Origin of the sequence: Limnofasciculus baicalensis BBK-W-15, from assembly GCF_024178385.1 — a bacterium.
GTDB classification, from domain to species: Bacteria; Cyanobacteriota; Cyanobacteriia; order Cyanobacteriales; family Coleofasciculaceae; genus Limnofasciculus; species Limnofasciculus baicalensis.
In genome coordinates, this window is the sequence record NZ_JAMZMM010000088.1 from 1 (window position 1) to 18,571 (window position 18,571).

16 protein-coding genes and 1 CRISPR repeat array are annotated in these 18,571 nt (G+C 42.2%); of the genes, 8 read left to right on the forward strand and 8 right to left on the reverse strand.

Annotated elements, in window-relative coordinates; translation table 11 throughout:
- The 7 genes from NJ959_RS11025 to NJ959_RS11055 all read left to right on the forward strand — a co-directional run.
- A partial coding sequence (locus tag NJ959_RS11025) for a hypothetical protein (protein ID WP_254011800.1) occupies nucleotides 1–224 on the forward strand: 224 nt, incomplete at its 5' end.
- A gap of 103 nt (nucleotides 225–327) precedes the next feature.
- Complete coding sequence (gene ureG, locus NJ959_RS11030) at nucleotides 328–924, forward strand: urease accessory protein UreG (RefSeq protein ID WP_254011801.1); 597 nt, start codon at nucleotides 328–330, stop codon at nucleotides 922–924.
- Between the two features lie 140 nt (nucleotides 925–1,064).
- On the forward strand, nucleotides 1,065–1,889 hold the full coding sequence (locus NJ959_RS11035) for a SirB1 family protein (protein WP_254011802.1): 825 nt from the start codon (nucleotides 1,065–1,067) through the stop codon (nucleotides 1,887–1,889).
- A 222-nt stretch (nucleotides 1,890–2,111) separates the two neighbouring features.
- Nucleotides 2,112–2,426: a hypothetical protein gene (locus NJ959_RS11040; protein ID WP_254011803.1), complete on the forward strand. Its 315-nt coding sequence runs from the start codon at nucleotides 2,112–2,114 to the stop codon at nucleotides 2,424–2,426.
- A 174-nt stretch (nucleotides 2,427–2,600) separates the two neighbouring features.
- Nucleotides 2,601–3,209, forward strand: a complete 609-nt coding sequence (gene rpsD / locus NJ959_RS11045) for a 30S ribosomal protein S4 (protein ID WP_254011804.1) — start codon at nucleotides 2,601–2,603, stop codon at nucleotides 3,207–3,209.
- A gap of 167 nt (nucleotides 3,210–3,376) precedes the next feature.
- On the forward strand, nucleotides 3,377–5,263 hold the full coding sequence (locus tag NJ959_RS11050) for an eCIS core domain-containing protein (RefSeq protein WP_254011805.1): 1,887 nt from the start codon (nucleotides 3,377–3,379) through the stop codon (nucleotides 5,261–5,263).
- 4 nt (nucleotides 5,264–5,267) lie between these two features.
- Nucleotides 5,268–6,644, forward strand: coding sequence for a hypothetical protein (locus NJ959_RS11055; protein WP_254011806.1), 1,377 nt, complete (start codon nucleotides 5,268–5,270; stop codon nucleotides 6,642–6,644).
- Nucleotides 6,645–6,744: 100 nt separating this feature from the next.
- On the opposite strand, the gene moaA is transcribed toward NJ959_RS11055, so the two are convergent.
- From moaA to NJ959_RS30140, 8 genes are all read right to left on the reverse strand, one after another.
- Nucleotides 6,745–7,734, reverse strand: coding sequence for a GTP 3',8-cyclase MoaA (gene moaA, locus NJ959_RS11060; protein ID WP_254011814.1), 990 nt, complete (start codon nucleotides 7,732–7,734; stop codon nucleotides 6,745–6,747).
- 360 nt (nucleotides 7,735–8,094) lie between these two features.
- A complete protein-coding gene (locus NJ959_RS11065) occupies nucleotides 8,095–10,551 on the reverse strand; it encodes a hypothetical protein (protein WP_254011807.1) in 2,457 nt (818 codons plus the stop codon).
- Between the two features lie 546 nt (nucleotides 10,552–11,097).
- The gene (locus NJ959_RS11070; RefSeq protein ID WP_373693641.1) at nucleotides 11,098–11,931 is read right to left on the reverse strand and encodes a CPBP family intramembrane glutamic endopeptidase; all 834 of its coding nucleotides are present in this window, start codon (nucleotides 11,929–11,931) and stop codon (nucleotides 11,098–11,100) included.
- 47 nt (nucleotides 11,932–11,978) lie between these two features.
- Nucleotides 11,979–12,266: an ATP-dependent Clp protease adapter ClpS gene (gene clpS / locus NJ959_RS11075; protein ID WP_254011809.1), complete on the reverse strand. Its 288-nt coding sequence runs from the start codon at nucleotides 12,264–12,266 to the stop codon at nucleotides 11,979–11,981.
- A gap of 301 nt (nucleotides 12,267–12,567) precedes the next feature.
- Nucleotides 12,568–12,948, reverse strand: a complete 381-nt coding sequence (locus NJ959_RS11080) for a hypothetical protein (RefSeq protein WP_254011810.1) — start codon at nucleotides 12,946–12,948, stop codon at nucleotides 12,568–12,570.
- Nucleotides 12,949–13,040: 92 nt separating this feature from the next.
- Nucleotides 13,041–14,539: a CRISPR direct-repeat array (repeat unit 36 nt; unit sequence GTTTCCATTCAATTAGTTTCCCCAGCGAGTGGGGAC).
- Nucleotides 14,540–14,726: 187 nt separating this feature from the next.
- Nucleotides 14,727–15,119 (reverse strand): hypothetical protein, encoded by a 393-nt coding sequence (locus NJ959_RS11085; RefSeq protein WP_254011811.1) that lies wholly within the window; start codon nucleotides 15,117–15,119, stop codon nucleotides 14,727–14,729.
- A gap of 152 nt (nucleotides 15,120–15,271) precedes the next feature.
- Nucleotides 15,272–17,137: a glycosyltransferase family 39 protein gene (locus NJ959_RS11090; protein WP_254011812.1), complete on the reverse strand. Its 1,866-nt coding sequence runs from the start codon at nucleotides 17,135–17,137 to the stop codon at nucleotides 15,272–15,274.
- A gap of 231 nt (nucleotides 17,138–17,368) precedes the next feature.
- Entirely contained in the window at nucleotides 17,369–17,491 is a 123-nt protein-coding gene (locus tag NJ959_RS30140; protein WP_256529042.1) for a hypothetical protein, read from the reverse strand.
- A gap of 296 nt (nucleotides 17,492–17,787) precedes the next feature.
- Here NJ959_RS30140 and NJ959_RS11095 point away from each other — a divergent pair, with 296 nt between their 5' ends.
- Complete coding sequence (locus NJ959_RS11095; protein WP_254011813.1) at nucleotides 17,788–18,411, forward strand: hypothetical protein; 624 nt, start codon at nucleotides 17,788–17,790, stop codon at nucleotides 18,409–18,411.
- Nucleotides 18,412–18,571: the final 160 nt, after the last annotated feature.

Consider the following 18,571-nt stretch of genomic DNA (forward strand, 5'->3'; position numbering starts at 1 on the left):
GAGCAGGGGTAGGTGTCGGGGTAGGAGTAGAAGCTGGGGCAGCAGAAGCTAGAGACACAGTGCCGAGCCACAATAAAGCAGCTAAAACAAAACAAGTAAGTCTTTTCATCTTTTTTAAAGCGATCGTACAAACTGATCTAATCGCCCAAATTATATCAATAATAAGGGTCAAGGAAAGATATAAAAATCAACTCGTCCAATTATGCTCTAGTCATTCAAGTTGAACCACAAAAGGGGATAAAATCTAAACAAAACTTAAACAAACCGGACATATAGGTGTATTATTGACAAGTAACAGGAGATAATATATAATCCAAAATCCATAATATGAATGCCTTTCGTGTTGGAATTGCAGGTCCGGTAGGTTCAGGAAAAACCGCCCTCTTGGATGCCTTATGTAAGGCTATGCGAGAATCCCATCAGATTGCTGTCGTTACTAACGATATTTATACCCAAGAAGATGCTCAATTTTTAGTCCGGAGTCAGGCATTAGAGCGCGATCGCATTCTCGGTGTGGAAACGGGTGGTTGTCCCCATACCGCCATCCGAGAAGATGCTTCGATGAATCTAGCCGCCATCGAACAATTAGAACAGAAATTTACCGATCTAGATTTGGTATTCTTAGAAAGTGGTGGGGATAATTTGGCAGCTACTTTTAGCCCGGAATTAGTAGATTTAACGATATACGTGATTGATGTAGCCGCAGGTGATAAAATTCCTCGTAAAGGGGGACCAGGAATTACTAAATCTGACTTATTGGTAATTAATAAAATTGACCTTGCTCCCATGGTAGGTGCTGATTTAGGCGTTATGGAAAGGGATGCCAAGAAGATGCGCGGTGAGAAACCTTTTATTTTTACCAATTTGAAGACGAAGGTAGGAGTTGCCGCCGTGGTTGATTTTGTGAAATTTCATATTGGTTGAAGTGTAAATATCTTATATAGTATAGAACTTACCCAAAATCTCTATATGTAGGGTGCGTTATGCTTGGCTAACGCACCATTACTGTTTTCTGCCCTCTGCCTTTTGCTATACCTGTACTATGATTTACACTAGCCTTTCCTATGAACATTCCCCGATCCCGTCAAAACTTCCTCCAAGAGATAAGTCAGCCAGACGATCGAATTAATCTGACAAAAGCTGCACTCTACATCGCTCAAGAAGAATATCCCAATCTAGATATTCATATCTACCTTAATATACTTGATGGGATCGCAAATGAGATAGAGAAACGATTACCCCCAGAAAGATATCCCCTCCGCACAATCCAGATTATCAATCAATACCTATATGACGAGCTAGGTTATACAGGAAACAACGATAATTACTACGATCCGCGCAATAGCTTCCTTAATGAAGTAATCGACAGACGAACAGGTATTCCTATTACTCTATCCCTAGTTTACTTAGAAATTGCCCGACGGCTCGATTTTCCTCTGGTTGGAATTAATATGCCGGGACATTTTTTAATTCGCCCAGAGTTTCAAGATGTTGGTATTTTTGTTGATACCTTCAATCGGGGTGAGATTTTGTTCGAGCAAGATTGCGAGACGAGATTGACAGAAATATACGGGTATCAAATGAAACTACAAGCCAGTTTCACCGAACCCGTCAGCCATCGGCAACTATTGGCACGAATGCTAACTAATCTCAAACTAATTTACCTTAACCGCCAAGATTTATCCAGAGCTTTAGCTACGGTAGAACTGATTTTACTGCTCTTTCCAGAAATACCCAGGGAACTCCGGGATCGCGGGCTTCTCTATTACCAGCTAGGCTACTCGTCTAAGGCATATCGGGATTTGGGAGTTTATCTAGCGATCGTACCCAATGCCGACGATGCTGATATAATTAATCGGTTACTCCAAGAATTGAGCAGAGAAATTTAAAGATTTGACAAATTGGCATTACCCGGTTATTGTAATAGGGTCAGCGTGCTTTCACCAAATTTATTTCTCTTCAATTTTGTTACAGGATAACAAAATTCTCAGACCTGATATGACCACAAATGGGTATGAGGAACCCGGATGGAGTTATATTTGTCTGTAAGATTAACTCATACAGCACTACCCTCGCTTATAGAACAGTTGAGGTGGAGTAGAAACGAACCCATGTCACAGCCAACGATTAACGCTTGTTCCCAAATCAAATGCCCCTTCTTTGAGGTTCAACCTTCTGTGGGTAGATGTACCCGATACAGTAAGCCTAGTCAATGTCACCTCTCCACCATGTTTGAGTTTGAATCTGATGGCTACTGGCTATTTGTCATGAATCAGAGCGTATTACCTCAGATGCAAAAGGTAAACGATCGCTTTTTGTCTAAGGACAAGGAGAGTCGCAAACAACTCGAACAGTTACGGAAGAATGCCCCAAGCATAGAACTAAAGACGGATACTCCTGTCAATAAGCCCCAAGTCGCTCATTGAAGCCTAGCTTGATTACTATTAATTGTGACAGCTAATTGTGACAGCCGTGGATTATGATAGACCATGGCTAAATTTTTATGAGTGATTTCCATATCAAGCGCCCAAATGACTTAAAAAGATGTAGGATAATACTTTTGGGTAAAATATTAGTCAGGACAGGAATAAGGGAGTTATATGTCACGATATAGAGGTCCGCGTCTGCGGATTGTTCGCCGTCTGGGTGAACTGCCAGGTTTAACTCGTAAGTCAGCTCGGCGGGCATATCCACCAGGACAACACGGCCAAGCACGGAAGAAACGGTCAGAATATGCCATCCGACTCGAAGAAAAGCAGAAATTGCGCTTCAACTACGGACTCTCAGAAAGGCAGTTAATCCGCTACGTCCGTAAAGCTCGTCGAGCAACAGGTTCGACGGGTACTACTTTACTGCAAATGTTGGAAATGCGACTGGATAACACCATTTTCCGTCTGGGAATGGCAGGGACTATCCCCGGTGCGCGTCAATTGGTGAATCACGGACATGTCACCGTGAATGGCAAAGTTGTAGATATTCCCAGCTACCAGTGTCGTCCCGGCGAAGTAATTAGCGTTAAAGATACCGAAAAATCTCGCCGTCTTGTCCAACAAAATCTCGAATTTCCAGGTTTGGCAAACCTGCCGAGCCATTTAGAGTTTGATAAGACTAAGATGACAGGCAAAGTCAATAGCGTAATTGACCGCGAATGGATAGCTTTGCAAATTAATGAGCTGCTGGTGGTTGAGTTTTACTCCCGTCAAGCATAAGTTATTGGTGGTGGCAAGGGGCTTAAGCCCCTTGTTGGTTGTTGGTTGTTGGTTATTGGTTGTTGGTTTTTGGTTGTGATGCACTTTGTCAAGATTTTTTAAGGAGTTGAGATGCGATCTCTAATTCCCAACTACTATTGAGATACTTCACGATGTGAGAGGTATCTATGTCTCGGAAGCGCATCCAGAGAAAAAACCCTTGGCAGCCTACTCCGGCTCCAGATATCCTCCAAAGTCGTCCGTTCAGTAATGGTTTGGGACCGAGAGAATCTAGATTACCCACAACCAACGATATATTACAGACTCGTCCGTTTTCGCCTCGCGATAAGGATATATCGACACCAAAAGATACTCGTTCCTTTGAAGAAAAGATGAAAGGGGCAGAATTTCGTTACAACGGGGTTAGTATTCCAGCAGTCCAGCGAGAGGAAGTTGAAGAGGAAAATAGCCAAGAGCAAGCCGAAGGTGAAACTAGTGCGGCTAATATTTCTGTATTTACACCCTCTACACCACCATTAGAGAATTCGATATTGAGTCCGTTTTCTTTGCTCAAGACTGATGGGTTGGGTGAACAGGAAACTGTCCAGCGAGAGGAAGTTTCTGTTGGGGATGAAGAAAAAGAGGGATTTGAAGTAGGGATTCAAAAACAGCACTTACAAGCATCACCTGATGATGGGACAATTCAGCGGTTGTGTGCTGAGTGTGAGGGGGAGTTAGCAGATAAAGAGGAAAAGGAACCGATTCAGGCGAAACTGACGGTGGGGGAACCGGGGGATAAGTATGAGCAAGAAGCTGATGCGGTAGCAGCTCAGGTGGTGGAAAAGATTAATGCGCCTCAAACTCAAGAGCCAGTGCAGCGTCAGTCAGAATTGGGGGGAGCTTCAGTACCGAATATAACTGTGATGCGCCGGGGTGAGAGTGGTATTGGTGGTGAAAGTACTGTAACTGAGGATGTAGAACAGGGGATACAGCAGGCAAAAGGTGGTGGACAAGGGCTTGATGAATTTGTGCGTCAGCCGATGGAGGGGGCGTTTGGGGCTGATTTTAGTGGGGTAAAGATTCATACTGATGCTCAATCTGACCAACTTAATCGCTCAATTCAGGCGAAAGCGTTTACTACGGGGCAGGATATCTTTTTTAAGCAGGGGGAATATAATCCTGGGAGTCGTGGGGGGCAGGAGTTGTTGGCGCATGAATTGACTCATGTGGTGCAGCAGACGGGTGCAGTTCAACGAGATACTATCCAATGTTCGAGTTTGGATGATTTTAGCGATCCTAAGAACCCGCAACACGATCCTTCTCGATTGTCAGATAGCCAAATTCAGGCTACTGATGAGTATCAACGTTTACAGCAACGATTTTTCCCACAGCAGAGTCCTAATCCTACATCAGTACAGGAGCTTGTACTTGCATGTCGCCTAGCTTTAAGGTACTTACGCGAGCATCAAGTTTCTATTTCTCCACAGCAACTGGAGGGATTTTTCTCTCAAGCTCGGCATCAGTTAGGTGCAATGCAAGGAGTTAGTTCCTTAGAAAATAATCTTCATTGGGTGCCATTCAATAGCCCTGATGCCGCTAATAATCCTGCTGCCTTACAGTCTGAATTTGGAAGATGGTTACTTGCTAACGGTTCCGAACCAAACTCCACATCAGGACGCATGAATTGTTGGGAAGTAATTCTTTTTGGCGCTTACAGACAGGGCATGACAACTAAGGCTAGGCTGGAACAAATCTATCAACTTGCTGTTCAGAATCACCGTCAGACGGGGGCATCTGTGGGAGCTACAGTTGAAACTCAATTAAGAGCAAGTCAAGAATATACCCTAGATCCACAAAATCCAAACACTCCCCAACCTTTATCTGGTGATATGGTTGTTTTTCGAGAAGCAAGGGTACATGCAGCAATTTCATTAGGTACTGTGGATGCAAATGGTGACCATGAAATTTTAAGTCTATGGACTCCTAATGGTGGAACAGTAGAAAGAACTACAATAGAAAGACTTATGCAACAAGCATCAGAAAGACCTATTAAGTTCTGGAGCGTAAGATGGTAAAACCATGAGAAAATATATTTTCTTGATTTTATCTATCTTGATTTTTGCTGTTCTACAAAGTGGTGATTTGAACAAAAAGACTGTAGCTATAGAAAGTAAAATTATGGATTCCGATCAAACGTTTGAAATAATAGTCTCTATTCCTTGGGGAGATAAAGTTCAGCAACTTAAACCCCAATTGCTCAATTATCCAAATTTTGGCGAGATGTTGCCAGAACAACAGCGAAAAATTTATGCCCCTCTACATATTAAATTAGACTCTGAAGAAGGAATTCATGTCCTCAACGATGAAAACAGAGATATCCAAGATGGAGAAAATATCTTTATTACTCATTTTACACCATCAGGTAATTTGAATGGAAAAACACCTATTCCTAAGAATCAACCTAGGATGGAAAACCGAATAATTATAGACTTTGTAGTTGATCGAGAATTAAACTCATACCTGCTTGAAAAGTTTAATCTTGATAATGTTGAGTATAATAGGCTGACGAAATTGAATGTAGCTGGAGAAATAATTTGGCAAAGAATAGGCAACTACTCATCAGATGTAAATAATTTTGATGAACTGAAGGGTGAGTTCAATAAGTTATTAATAGATCGGCAATCAAACCTATATTTAACCTCTACTAATCACCCAAAATTGATAGCACAAATCCAACCTCAAAGTGGAAGTGTATCAAAATTACATTCCTTAATGAATGGCAGTAACAAAGTCTTTATCAATGGAAAAGGTACTATTCTGAGTGCAGTATATTTCCCCGATCAAAACAAACGCGGCTTATCTGCTTTTAATCCTGCATCTGGTGAAGAAAAAACCACTGTGGGTAATGATGAATTGTACGGCTTGCTTTTATATCCTTTTGGGGTGGATAACCAATTGAACTGTTATGTATATCAGTTAGCCGATGACACTAATCTACCTGCAATCGTTCAAATTTCTTTGGAAGGTCAAGTCATCCGTAGGGAAATCATCAAGGATTTACTGGTTCGTTCAGATGACAATACTGTATTTACTCATTATATCCATAACAATACACTTGAGATTTCGGGATATTATCCAGATGGCAAAGTCAAAAAGTGGTCTGTGCAATTACCAAATAATTACAGTTCAAATGAAACTAGCAATTATAAATTAATCAAGGTTGATGAAGAAAATAAATTTTACATTTTTACCGGAGATCATCCAGGGTATTTGGGAAAATTATTGATTTTTTCTGAGGAGGGAACTTTAGAGAAAGAAATTTATCCACCTCCTAATTTATTGTCATTGGAGTCGTCTTTGCAGTCATCTATCTATTGGCAAGTAGATTCAGAAGGAAGAATTTATGTTCCTATTACCGATCCGTTAGGATTCAAAGTCGTTCGATTAAAATTTTAATCCATATTAAATGTACCTTCTAGCCATAGTTGTCGCCCCGTCAGGCAAATTACTAATTGCCAACGGAGAAAACGAACAACAAATAACCAAAAACAAATAACTACCCACCAATTTGCGACATGGTGCGACTATAATTACCAGTAGTAGTACCAGAGTCTCGCTCCTTGAAATTGATTTCCGATTTAATTCCAATCAGTTGTTTCACTTTCTCTCTCAACTCAGCAAGATTGACACCACTCCGTAATGCCGTTTTTAAATCAATCTGACCAGTTTCATTCAACAGACAAGGGCGCAACCAGCCATCAGCCGATAAACGCATTCTATTACAGCGATCGCAAAAACATTCTGACATCTGACTGATAAATCCTAAAGTCCCCAACGCTCCAGGAATTTGGAAAATATCAGCAGGTCCATTACCACGAATAGTAGATTCTGTCAAGCCAAAGCGATCGCGAATTTCCTGTCGTAACTCAACAGAAGGAATCCAAGCGCGATCGCCAAAAAGCTTACTATTACCAATAGGCATAAACTCAATAAACCGGACATGCCAACGGCGGTTAATCGTTAAAGCAGCTAAATCGAGAACTTCGGTATCATTAATGCCGGGAATTACCACTATATTTAATTTTAAAGGATCGAAGCCAACTTGATGTGCTGTTTGAATACCTAACCAAGTTTGCTGCCAACGGGATTTACCCCGATTACCGATAATTTTATCGAAAGTGTCGGGATTGAGAGAATCCAGACTAATATTAATCCGGCGTAACCCCGCATCATATAGATCTTGCGCCATACTTGCCAGCCTAAAACCATTGGTAGTCATGGCTAAATCTTCAGTTTCCGGAATTGCTGCGATCGCTCTTACTAAATCTACCACACCCGGACGTAGCAGAGGCTCACCACCTGTCAGGCGAAATTTTCTAAATCCTACTGGAATAAACACTTCTTTCAGTAGCGTCAAGAGTTCCGAGTGGCTAAGTAATTCTTGTTGCAGGATATAATCTAGTTCTGTTCCTTCGGGCATACAGTACTGACAGCGGAAATTACAGCGATCGATTAGGCTAATTCTCAGGTAATCTATTATATTCATGGGGAATAGGGGAAGAGAGTATTGAGTATTGAGTTTTATCGCAGTCGCATTGGGCAGTCCAGAGAGAGATTTGTAGGGATCAAGCATACCCTACCCTGCGGGGAACGAACGATAACTTTTGCTATAAACCCGGAGTTTTATATCCGTATGCTTCACCCTGCCCTCACGATAAGTATCGCTTTCACCGATCATTTCAACGACATATTACCTTCAACCCGCCCCAACCTAACTGTAGCTAATCGAGTTGCTTTCCTTTGAGTATGACACGCATTGAGGAGTTATAGTTATTTGCGATCGCGCAATAACTCTATTCCTGACTGTACTGTAGCCGATTGGCTATATCCACATATATCCCTCGCACTATTTTAACTTAATTCTATCGCCGTCTAATTTGTAATCTTTGACTGAAGTCCAGTTCAAGTTAACTGACCATAAATCTAAATGGATATGGAGTTTATGTCCATCTGGGCCATGATTCTCTACCCGTTGAAGGCGACTCCCGCCATATTTTTTATTAATTTCTTGTGCTACACGAACATCATTGTAAATACCTAACCAGGCAAATTCTTTTTCTTCGGCTGTGGCATTAAGATCGTCAAAAAACTGGATTACAACATTTTTCTTCCAATATTTTCCTGGATACTGAGAATCTTCCGCTTCCGTCACGTCTTCTAAACTTGTCTTTAAAAAAATATCAACAGAAAATTCACCCCAAGAATGACCAGGATAAGTTCCAGCACTCCAGGTACTATTCTTTTCACCTAAACCCTTGAGAAAATCAACAACCTCTTTAGCAAAGGTGCGATAACCTTTAGCTTTTCGGACTCCTTCTGTAGCTTGTTTTCTTTGTTGCTCAAGTTTAGTTAATTTCTCCTGTTTTTTAGACTCATCCTCATTACTATTTTTAATTTCTTCAATTGCCTCTTCTATCTTTTCCAATTTTTTGGTACTATCAATATCTCGCTGTTTTTCTCGCGGTTTCTTTTTCTCTTTGTCTTCATATCCCATGCCACCTGATGCTAATTCCATGGGTAACTCATCAGTTTCTACTAGTGGATTTAGAGAATCCAGTCTTTTTTCCTTGTTCTTTTTGCCTTTGCCAAGCTTTTCTTCTAGTTTATTTTTCGACTCCGTAATTTGTTGCTTACCTTGGTTAAAGCTAGTTGTATCAGATATAACTACATATTCATTAGTAGATGTTCCTGGAAATACACTAACTATCCCATAATTTATCATCAAGTTAAGTATCTCTTGGAGGTTACTAGCACTTGTAGGCTTTGGTTTAATTTTATTAACAATTATTGGATCGTTTAATAAATCAGCTAGATTAAACTTTAATCCTTGGCCGATCTTTTCTCCATGAATTTTGACCCAATCTAAAATTATTTGGGCATTAGCAAATAGTCTTACTTCTTGAGTAAGCTTGTCTAAAACTTGGTTGTAAGGAGACTCTGAAGTTTTAGCTATAGGTGCTGTGGTTTTAGCTGTTCCATAGGTAGGTTTTGGAGGAGGTGAAGACACTTGTCTTTGGATAGTTATTGGGGAAGCCTGGGGAGATATTGTTCTGAAATTATATGGCTGAATATTTTGAAGTGCTTCCGATTCCTTTTTTTGAATTTGTGGAGGCGGCGGTGATGGGGGAAATCCCGGACTTGGCACTGGTGCTGGTGCTGAAGCAGGGGAATGACCAGACTTCCCGTATAGCTTATCCACCATCATTTTACCTAAAACAAGCCGATCTTGATAATCTTTAAAACTAAACTCTTTCCCTTTACTGGTAAAGTTTTCTTCAATAACTTCTTTAACTACAGAAGGGGCAAACGGCAGAGTAAATGAACGATTAATCTCCTTAGTAATATCGTCAATTGAACCATTTCCCTTGTAGTTGTTAATAAACTCTTGAACTTTAGATTGTTCAAACTCAACCAAGCGATGATCCAACTCTCTTCCTCTCAATCCCTCCATACCAGGTATCTCGCTACCTTGCATGAGATAGCTGAAGTTTTTCATGTTGTACTGGAACAGAAACTCATTTCCCCCTTTGAGAAACTCTTCCGCATTATCAGATAAAAACCATAAATTTACTCCCTCTGCTGCACCAACAGCATTATCTTGGGTAACTATTGCTGCTGCTTTAAACCATTTACTTTTTATGGCTTTATCTTGTGTATTAAGATAAGCATCAGCAAACTTGTAAAAAGCATGGCGCTGTGCAATAGTTTTGTAGGCTTTATAATTATTATTTGTTGTATTGTATACGGCGGCTTTCCAAAAGGACTGTTGCGGATTTTTCGGGATATCATATTCTCTATCTATGTCATACCACTGACCATTCTTTAGATCTGGTATAAACAAAAATCCCAGAGGTTGTTCTATCCAGTGTCTTATATAAATTTCTCCAGGTTCTGTCTTTGGATTTAGTTTTTTCTGTGTTTTCTTGTTCCCTGAACTCTCATCTCGCTGAAGAACCTCTCCCCCTACTTCCAACAACCGTTGATCCTCTTGAACATCTTCCCCTACTTCTTCTTCTCGCTGAAGAGTTGGTGATTCTGTAGAAGGTGCAAATGCTGGAATACTAACCCCGTTATAACGAAATTCTGCCCCAATCATTTTTTCTTCAAAGGAACGGGTATCCTTTGGTATCGATACATCCTGGTCACGAGGCGAAAACGGACGTGTCTGTAATATATCGTTGGTTGTGGGTAATTTAGATTCCCGAGGTCCCAAACCATTACTGAACGGACGGCTTTGGAGGATATCTGGAGCCGGAGTAGGTTGCCAAGGGTTTTTTCTTTCGATGCGTTTCCGAGAACTCATAGACACCTCTGACATCGTGAAGTATCTCAATATTAAATGATATCGGGACTTTCACGCATAAATTAACTTCCTGTTCAATTTCTATTACTTCTGGTTTCTCTATTCTTTGTGTTTGAAGCCTCCGGGATGTCCCAATCCGGATTAGACAGGGAGTTTTCTCCTCACCCCCAACCCCTCACCCTCAAAAAAAAAGTAATTTACATAACGTAACAAATGAGCAAAGGCTGAAAGTGGCTTAACTTCGTTAAATTTATTGAGATTAATTATCAATACTTGACGAGATTGCGTCGTTTCAGCTATTATGGGCTAATAATCCAAAGGAGGGCTAATAACCTTTTTGGGATTTTCCACACTATTGTGAACCACTTTAATATTTTCTCGATTCGATCCTACATATCCACTATCTTAGAACCGATTCTCCAATACATATAGCCAAAGTCAAAACTCAAAAGTCAAATGCCTCCTGTGACTTATTTCTGGCGTTTTCGGATATCTTAACCGCCCTGGCGACTGCTATACTATAGTTCAAAACTCAAAATTTAAAACTCAAAACTTAAAACTCCCCAGCCCCTTTCCTCTCATCCAAAAAGCAAGAATACCCAATAATAACAATCCCATGAACCCAGCAATAGGATTGCTATCTACTCCTGTAATCCAGGGGGAAACTTGGTCAGAATATTGCACCAATTTACCCACATTAATAATATAATACCCCCAGACTAAACCCCCATGGAGACCAATAGAGATACCAAGACTATTTTTATGAGATCTTTTGCCCCAGACTAATGTCAAACCCAGTAGGACTAAACCAGGAAATTGAGGTAAAGTCCGGAGCATTTCTGAGAGAGGTTTAATAAAATGCAGGACGGCAAATATAACCGCATCAGCCAAGAGCGATACCTTGGGGCGATAGTCTCGTTCTAACTCATCCAACAACCAACCTCGAAATACCAATTCCTCCGCCAAACCAACTCCCAAACCACTAGCGAATCCCTCTAAAATTATTCTTGGTAACTCCTGTGAAGGTGTCTGAAATTCCAGCAAACCTAACCCACCTTCTAAAGCAAATAAACCCAATACAAATAATAAACCAATTATCAATCCCTTCAGAAGGTTTAGACTATTTTGCCTAGTGCCATGGAAACCATATCGTTTTAATAATCGGGGTTCCCGATAGACATTTCTCCCCCAAAATTGTACAGATAGCAAAAAAAACCCAAATAATAGTCCCATCGTCAGGATAGTGACCAAGTTTGAGTCGTTCACCAACAGATATATTGGTGCAGCGATTGGCAACCAGCACAGGAGCAAAGTAAAAAGAAACAAAACTATCCGTACTGGTGCCCGATATCCCGCTAATTTAGACAAGTTTGGGTTCAAAAATTTTATCTTTTATAGATTGAGACAAGGGAGGGAATAGAAAATTCCTATTCATCCGGTTCAATTGTGCTAGTTAATCCGTGGTTTTGCAAGGTTTCACAGTAAAACTCAGCATGTTCCATTTCGCAAGTAATAACTAAAGCAATTCCAGATGAGTGAGCTTCCATCATGATATTGACAGCTTGAGGCTGAGTCAAGCTAGGGACAGTCTTCATCAAGGTTTGCACCACATGCTCCATTGAGTTGAAATCATCGTTATGGAGCAAGACGCGATAGCGAGGTGCGTGTTTACGGATAGTTGATGTGGAAGGCTTTTGAATAGTCTCGACAGACACTGCTGTAACCTCTCTAGTTTGGGTGATGATAATGCTCAGGAGTATAGCGCTTCTCAGTTGAGTGAGGTACAGAGAAACCCGGTTTCTTAAAGAAACCGGGTTTCTGGGGGTTTCTCTTGTATACTTCATGCAACTGAAAACCGCTATATATATTTTATAAGACAATAGCCTGAAAACCCCATTCCGCACCAAAGAGAGCGAGAGCGTTGCGAGTAAAGCAAGCTCTTCGCTCTTCTAACACAGTAGATTTTGACGATTTACTTTTACTTAATTTTAGCAATTTGTTAACTGTAATGGTTTGTTAAGCTACAATCCCACTAATCCCCCTAACCTTCTTCAGTCCCAGATCTACTGCTACCTTTGTTGCATTCCAGCATGGGTCAATTTTCAGTCCACAATCCGAAGCCTGTTGAAGCATCAGTAGTGACTTAATTAATGGTTCAAAATCAATAGGTTTTAGCCATTCTGCCCCATCAGCTTTGATTAGCTGCGCTCTCGCCACGGCTCCCCATAGCGGCAGAATATAGGCTGCTACTATATAAGGACGGTATTGAGTATTCCCTGTGCTATCCACCCCTTTGGATGCCTCTAGCAGTGTAGTGAGTTCGGTATCTCTGGTTGTGGTAGTTAATCCTAGGGTGGATTTTGCGATCGCCAATCCGGATGCAAGTGTAGGGAACATTTCTGATTCCTGAAAATTCCACTTTAAGACGTTTTAGTAGCAATTGTGCAGAAAATAATGAAACAGCTAGTCTTAGTGTTCTTGCAATCGTAGTTTCCATTCAATTAGTTTCCCCAGCGAGTGGGGACGCTAGTACTAATGCCTATGCTTCTGCTCGTTATAGGTTTCCATTCAATTAGTTTCCCCAGCGAGTGGGGACGTTATAGAAAGTTCTACTTACTCTACGGGAGTCTAGGGTTTCCATTCAATTAGTTTCCCCAGCGAGTGGGGACATCCCAACTATTAACTTTAGAATACTTACTAACTGGTTTCCATTCAATTAGTTTCCCCAGCGAGTGGGGACTAGGTGTTGTTTTTAACAATTTAGGGCTTGCTAAAATAAATAATGTTTCCATTCAATTAGTTTCCCCAGTGAGTGGGGACTTTGAATATATCTTCCCATTCCTGTTATTAAAGGAATGCAAAGTTTCCATTCAATTAGTTTCCCCAGCGAGTGGGGACTTTGCCAGGAAAGTCGATGCTTTAACTCTCGAAGAAAGCCATGTTTCCATTCAATTAGTTTCCCCAGCGAGTGGGGACTGCGCAGATGCAAGCCTGTACGCGTGCGGACGCGCTGCGCCAGTTTCCATTCAATTAGTTTCCCCAGCGAGTGGGGACGCAGGTGCGGTGCGCGGCCGCGTTGTTGCGGTACTGTTTCCATTCAATTAGTTTCCCCAGCGAGTGGGGACACAAGAACTATCCTCGTGTATATGGAGGATACCGATTGTTTCCATTCAATTAGTTTCCCCAGCGAGTGGGGACGGCGTTTCGCGTCGCGGAGCAATCATGGTTCTTAAATGTTTCCATTCAATTAGTTTCCCCAGCGAGTGGGGACCGGATCCAGCCTCTTTACCTGGATATGAACCCAAAAGTTTCCATTCAATTAGTTTCCCCAGCGAGTGGGGACTTGAAAGAGATTGGTCTGTCGTTGTCCGATGATTGGTTTCCATTCAATTAGTTTCCCCAGCGAGTGGGGACCTTTTAGTACCTCCGTCAACACCCTTATATTTATCGCGTTTCCATTCAATTAGTTTCCCCAGCGAGTGGGGACCTACCGGAAGATGTCGTTGATTCTGTTATTGACATTGCGTTTCCATTCAATTAGTTTCCCCAGCGAGTGGGGACGTGGCCATCGCCGCCCGTGACCAGCCATGCGCCGTCGTTTCCATTCAATTAGTTTCCCCAGCGAGTGGGGACAACTCACAGTGGTTCGATTCGCGGACGGATTCGTGAGTTTCCATTCAATTAGTTTCCCCAGCGAGTGGGGACCACAAGATTTATAAAGACCGTAGAGAATATATCAGAGTTTCCATTCAATTAGTTTCCCCAGCGAGTGGGGACAGGGATAATGTGAATTTATCAGAACCGATTAGCGAGTTTCCATTCAATTAGTTTCCCCAGCGAGTGGGGACAAATAATCAATCCAGATATTGATGGAATTAGGGTAGTTTCCATTCAATTAGTTTCCCCAGCGAGTGGGGACTGTACCAGCGAGCTTGTCATCGCGTGACTTCGCGTTTCCATTCAATTAGTTTCCCCAGCGAGTGGGGACCCCTCCATTTTAAACCCTTACCCCGTAAAACGTCTAGAGGCACTTTCCGACCGCCACCAATTTTGGGGAAAACTTTTCGACAAATAGCCGAGAAAAAATGGCTAAAACCCATACAGGACAAGGAACCGACCGCCTCAACGTCAGAATAAAGGTTTCAGCCATTTCTCGGCGCGGTAAGTTTCATCGGTTAATCTTCACAGCGGTTTATCTCACGATTGTCCAAAACCCAAAGCAGAGTTTTCGTCCAAACTCCACGACAGTAGCGACTTAGAGGATTCGGTTTAAGGTAAACGCCACCAAGCCTTCCTTCAACGGAACCTGTCCAGGAAACTCTAGCAGTACAGACACTGCCAGTCAGCAACTTCGTCGCAGCAAAGTTTTGCCCATTACTAGGAAAAGTACAACGAGCCAGATAAACACCTGTGAAAGATTGCCAATTGCCGCATTCATTAACTGATAGTCTTACACAATAAGAAAAACCATCATAATCGCGTCGAAAATCAATAGAGTAATCGACCTTTTGAGTAGTAGCATTACTCCTAGCCAATGAGAGTGTTTGATAGACAATACCAGCAGCCACACGGACGCGCTGATGTTGGTAGAAACCGATAAAATGAAGACACTCAACTATGGCGTAGACATTGGCATATTTTTCTACGCTCTCAACCAGGAGGGAAACATAGTCTCACGATACTTAAGGCTGTTCGAGCTAATTTAGGCGTTTAAGTAGCATTAGGGAAAAGCAGGACAACGATAAAGTTTATACTTATATTCCCCAGCCCAGCCGCGATATCGTTGGTCGGGAAAACACTGCTGAGATTCTAAATCGACTGGCGCACGGAAATCAACCAACCACAAGTCTAACGGTCTCTTTACCTGACTGAGTGTTTTTTGAAATACTTCAACTGCATCGGTGTAAGTGCTAGTCGTGGAATCGCGATGAGCCAAGAAAAACTTACTCTCCCTAGCCGCAGAATTAATATCTCTCAGCCCTTTGAATTCCCAAGCTAATCCCATCATTCTTCCGGTTTGTCCGTGGTGCTTGTGGGTTGTAGCAATTAAGATTGGAGAGTGAGATCCTTGTTGGATAATGGGAGCTAGGATATCTGGACGGTGGTTTTGCAGGTAACCCAAATTCCCGATAACCGTTAATCCACCCAATAATCCCATTAGCAAAATACAGACTACTACTGTTTTCCCCTTTTCTCTGAGATGTTGGGAGTTGGATGGATGAGAAACAGATAATCGGGAGATTATCTGTGACATGAGAGTTGGGAGTCGGACAGAATTATTCCTAATCTTGTTATCTATTTGTCCTTTTTGGCTTCCGGATTCTGGAGCATCTAGTTGATTAGATTCCCACACTCCGGCGAGGATTACCCCTAACCAGGCAATAATCGCAGGAAAATAGACAAATTGAAAACGCGCCCCCAAGGTTAAGTCCATTCCTAAACCATAGGTAAAGATAAAGCATAACGCGATCGCACTTATAATATATCCCCCTAGCACTTGTAATACTAAACGGGTATCTGGATTTTCCTGCTGTATTTGAAAACCTCCCACTAGACTAGTCCATATCGAAACTAAAAATATAATAGTCACTAGACCAGAAACTACAACTATCCATGTCGGTATAATCGTTACTGCCGAAGGAAGTAGCAATAACATACTCGCAATCCAAATAACTAGTCTGCCTATCGGTGCAAACCATTCCACATTTGGATTTCCATCATAAATCCAACTAGTCGGCTCACTACCATTAATCGATTGAAAAGCTCCGAGCCAGACTAAGCATCCTACTAATGTACCTGCGGCTACCCCATAGATTCGCCGCCAATAGGGTTTAGCTAAAATATGCCATCCTGCCCTACTTTCTTGCCAAGCTTTCCCTAACAATACAATTGCTGATGAACAGATACTCAGGGTAAAAAAATAATGAGTTGCGATTCCCAAACTATTGATTACCACCCAAACCAATCCAACTCCGATTGGCAATATTTGTTTAGTTTGAATTGCTCGAACTGTATAAATCAAACAAGAGAGAGAAGCAATAACCAATAAAATTGCCAAAGTGTAATGACGCGCATCCTTAGCAAGGAAAATACCGTAGGGTGAAACCGCCATCATTCCTGCTGTGATGTAAGCCACCAAGCGGGAACGAAAGGCTAAACAACCCAAACCAAACATAGCTGGAATTGAGGCGACTCCTAACAAAGCAGGGAGGGCACGGGCAGCCCAGATTGACGCTAATCCATCTATAGCAGGAAAGAGCTTCATCCACAAATGAGCTAAGACAAAATAAACAGGAGGATGGGTACTCTCTGCCATTAAATGCTCGATAACTGCACCGACTCCTCTATCGGGTAGGGGAGACAGAGGCTGTAGCAAAACGTCCAACCCAATTAAACCATTGAGAGGGACACTGTGAAAACCATTACCCAGACTAAATGCGATCGTGGCACATTCATCAGTCCAAGGGGGCAGAGAGGCGAGGCGAGCGAAGCGCACTATAGCACCAATCCCTGTCCAGATTAAGAGGAGGAGCCAATCAAACAAGGGACTCTGGATGATATTTTTCGACCAATAACGATTCGACACAGATTAATCCATCTTTGAATGAATTGGTTTTGATATTTTTATCCTGACCATTTCTGAGCATTATCGAGCAATTCGAGCAGCTAAAAAAAATGCGATACCAGACACCGTGTCTGGATACCGCTAGATTTTCAGGAGGATGGCTCCTGACTTCCGAGATAGGGCAACTCTAAAGCCTCACATTCAGCATAATTGCTAGTGTTTAGCCTAATGGGAGTTTCTAACTATCTGGAGCTATGGCGTAGGTGAAGCTGGACTACCGCCCTCGGCTGGTTTTTCACCACCACCACCACAAGCTGTCACTCCGATTCCCAGAGTAAATACCAAAAGTAACATCGCGATAAATTTCTTGTTCATACACTCCCCTTTGTCCAAAGACTGCGTAAAGACAGATGCTATGATAGCGCACTACAACAATCTAGTTTTAGCATGACCTATTGTTTTTTACGATAGTTTTGGGAAAAGATCTTTGGTATCTCATAACTTGCACCAATTTCAACAAGCCGAAAAACCTAACCCCCCAGCCCCCTTCCCTTCAAGGGAAGGGGGAGCAAGATTTCATACTCCCCTCTGCTAGACGGGGAGGCAATAGCATAGGATGGCTATAGTCAACTATCCACACCAACCGACTTTGAATATAGGAGATTTCCCAGATGAATGCTGCCTCTCGCTCAGTTACACCCCAACAACGCCGACAAAAACAATCTGCTGCCACCTCAAAGGCGGCTCCTTTGAGAAGTTTGTCTAACCTGAGTAATATTAATCCATCTGGGCGTAGTAATGTCTCTCCCACAGAGGCAAGAATGCCGAATCGTACCAAGATGGCCAACCCAACGGTAATTAACTTATCTAGAGCCACCCCCACCTCCTTGGGCACTCAAGGGAACAAAGTCGAAAAGCTGAATACCTCGCGAGATTCGATGCCCGGTTGGTTGCGATCGCTATTATTAGTACAGCGCACTTCTGATGCGATCGCCTTCTTACTCTGTTTTGCTACCATCATGCTCTATTCTTGGACTGTTTATACTCAGCAGCAGTGGACGAAAGCATTCCGCCAACTGGAAACTTTACAACGTAATGAGCGACACCTCACTACAGCTAATGCTGTCATGAAAGATCACTTAGCTCAAGAAGCCGAAAACCCTGGCACAGGTTTAGTAAATCCTTCTCAAAATAATACAATCTTGCTCCCCCCCACACAAGAGCGCAAATTCAAGAAAGCTAACACCCAAACCCCTCCGTCAAAGTCGGTGGTAAAAACACCACTGGGATACTAAAGTTATTCGCGAATGGCTTATGGCTTATGGCTTATGGAGGATTTCCGCACCTATACTACATATCCCAGGAATGGTGCGTTAGCAAAGCCTAACGCACCCTACATATAGAGAATTTGCGTAAATCCTGTAATGGCTATTCCCCACTCCCCACTCCCCACTC

What these genes read in the sequence shown, in the direction of transcription:
- NJ959_RS11040 (WP_254011803.1), top strand. Translation starts at nt 2,112, where the DNA reads ATGTCACAGCCAACGATTAACGCTTGTTCCCAAATCAAATGCCCCTTC.
- NJ959_RS11065 (WP_254011807.1), bottom strand. Translation starts at nt 10,551, where the DNA reads ATGAGTTCTCGGAAACGCATCGAAAGAAAAAACCCTTGGCAACCTACT.
- NJ959_RS30140 (WP_256529042.1), bottom strand. Translation starts at nt 17,491, where the DNA reads ATGAACAAGAAATTTATCGCGATGTTACTTTTGGTATTTACTCTGGGA.
- NJ959_RS11035 (WP_254011802.1), top strand. Translation starts at nt 1,065, where the DNA reads ATGAACATTCCCCGATCCCGTCAAAACTTCCTCCAAGAGATAAGTCAG.
- moaA (WP_254011814.1), bottom strand. Translation starts at nt 7,734, where the DNA reads ATGAATATAATAGATTACCTGAGAATTAGCCTAATCGATCGCTGTAAT.
- NJ959_RS11050 (WP_254011805.1), top strand. Translation starts at nt 3,377, where the DNA reads ATGTCTCGGAAGCGCATCCAGAGAAAAAACCCTTGGCAGCCTACTCCG.
- NJ959_RS11055 (WP_254011806.1), top strand. Translation starts at nt 5,268, where the DNA reads ATGAGAAAATATATTTTCTTGATTTTATCTATCTTGATTTTTGCTGTT.
- rpsD (WP_254011804.1), top strand. Translation starts at nt 2,601, where the DNA reads ATGTCACGATATAGAGGTCCGCGTCTGCGGATTGTTCGCCGTCTGGGT.
- NJ959_RS11095 (WP_254011813.1), top strand. Translation starts at nt 17,788, where the DNA reads ATGAATGCTGCCTCTCGCTCAGTTACACCCCAACAACGCCGACAAAAA.
- ureG (WP_254011801.1), top strand. Translation starts at nt 328, where the DNA reads ATGAATGCCTTTCGTGTTGGAATTGCAGGTCCGGTAGGTTCAGGAAAA.
- NJ959_RS11080 (WP_254011810.1), bottom strand. Translation starts at nt 12,948, where the DNA reads ATGTTCCCTACACTTGCATCCGGATTGGCGATCGCAAAATCCACCCTA.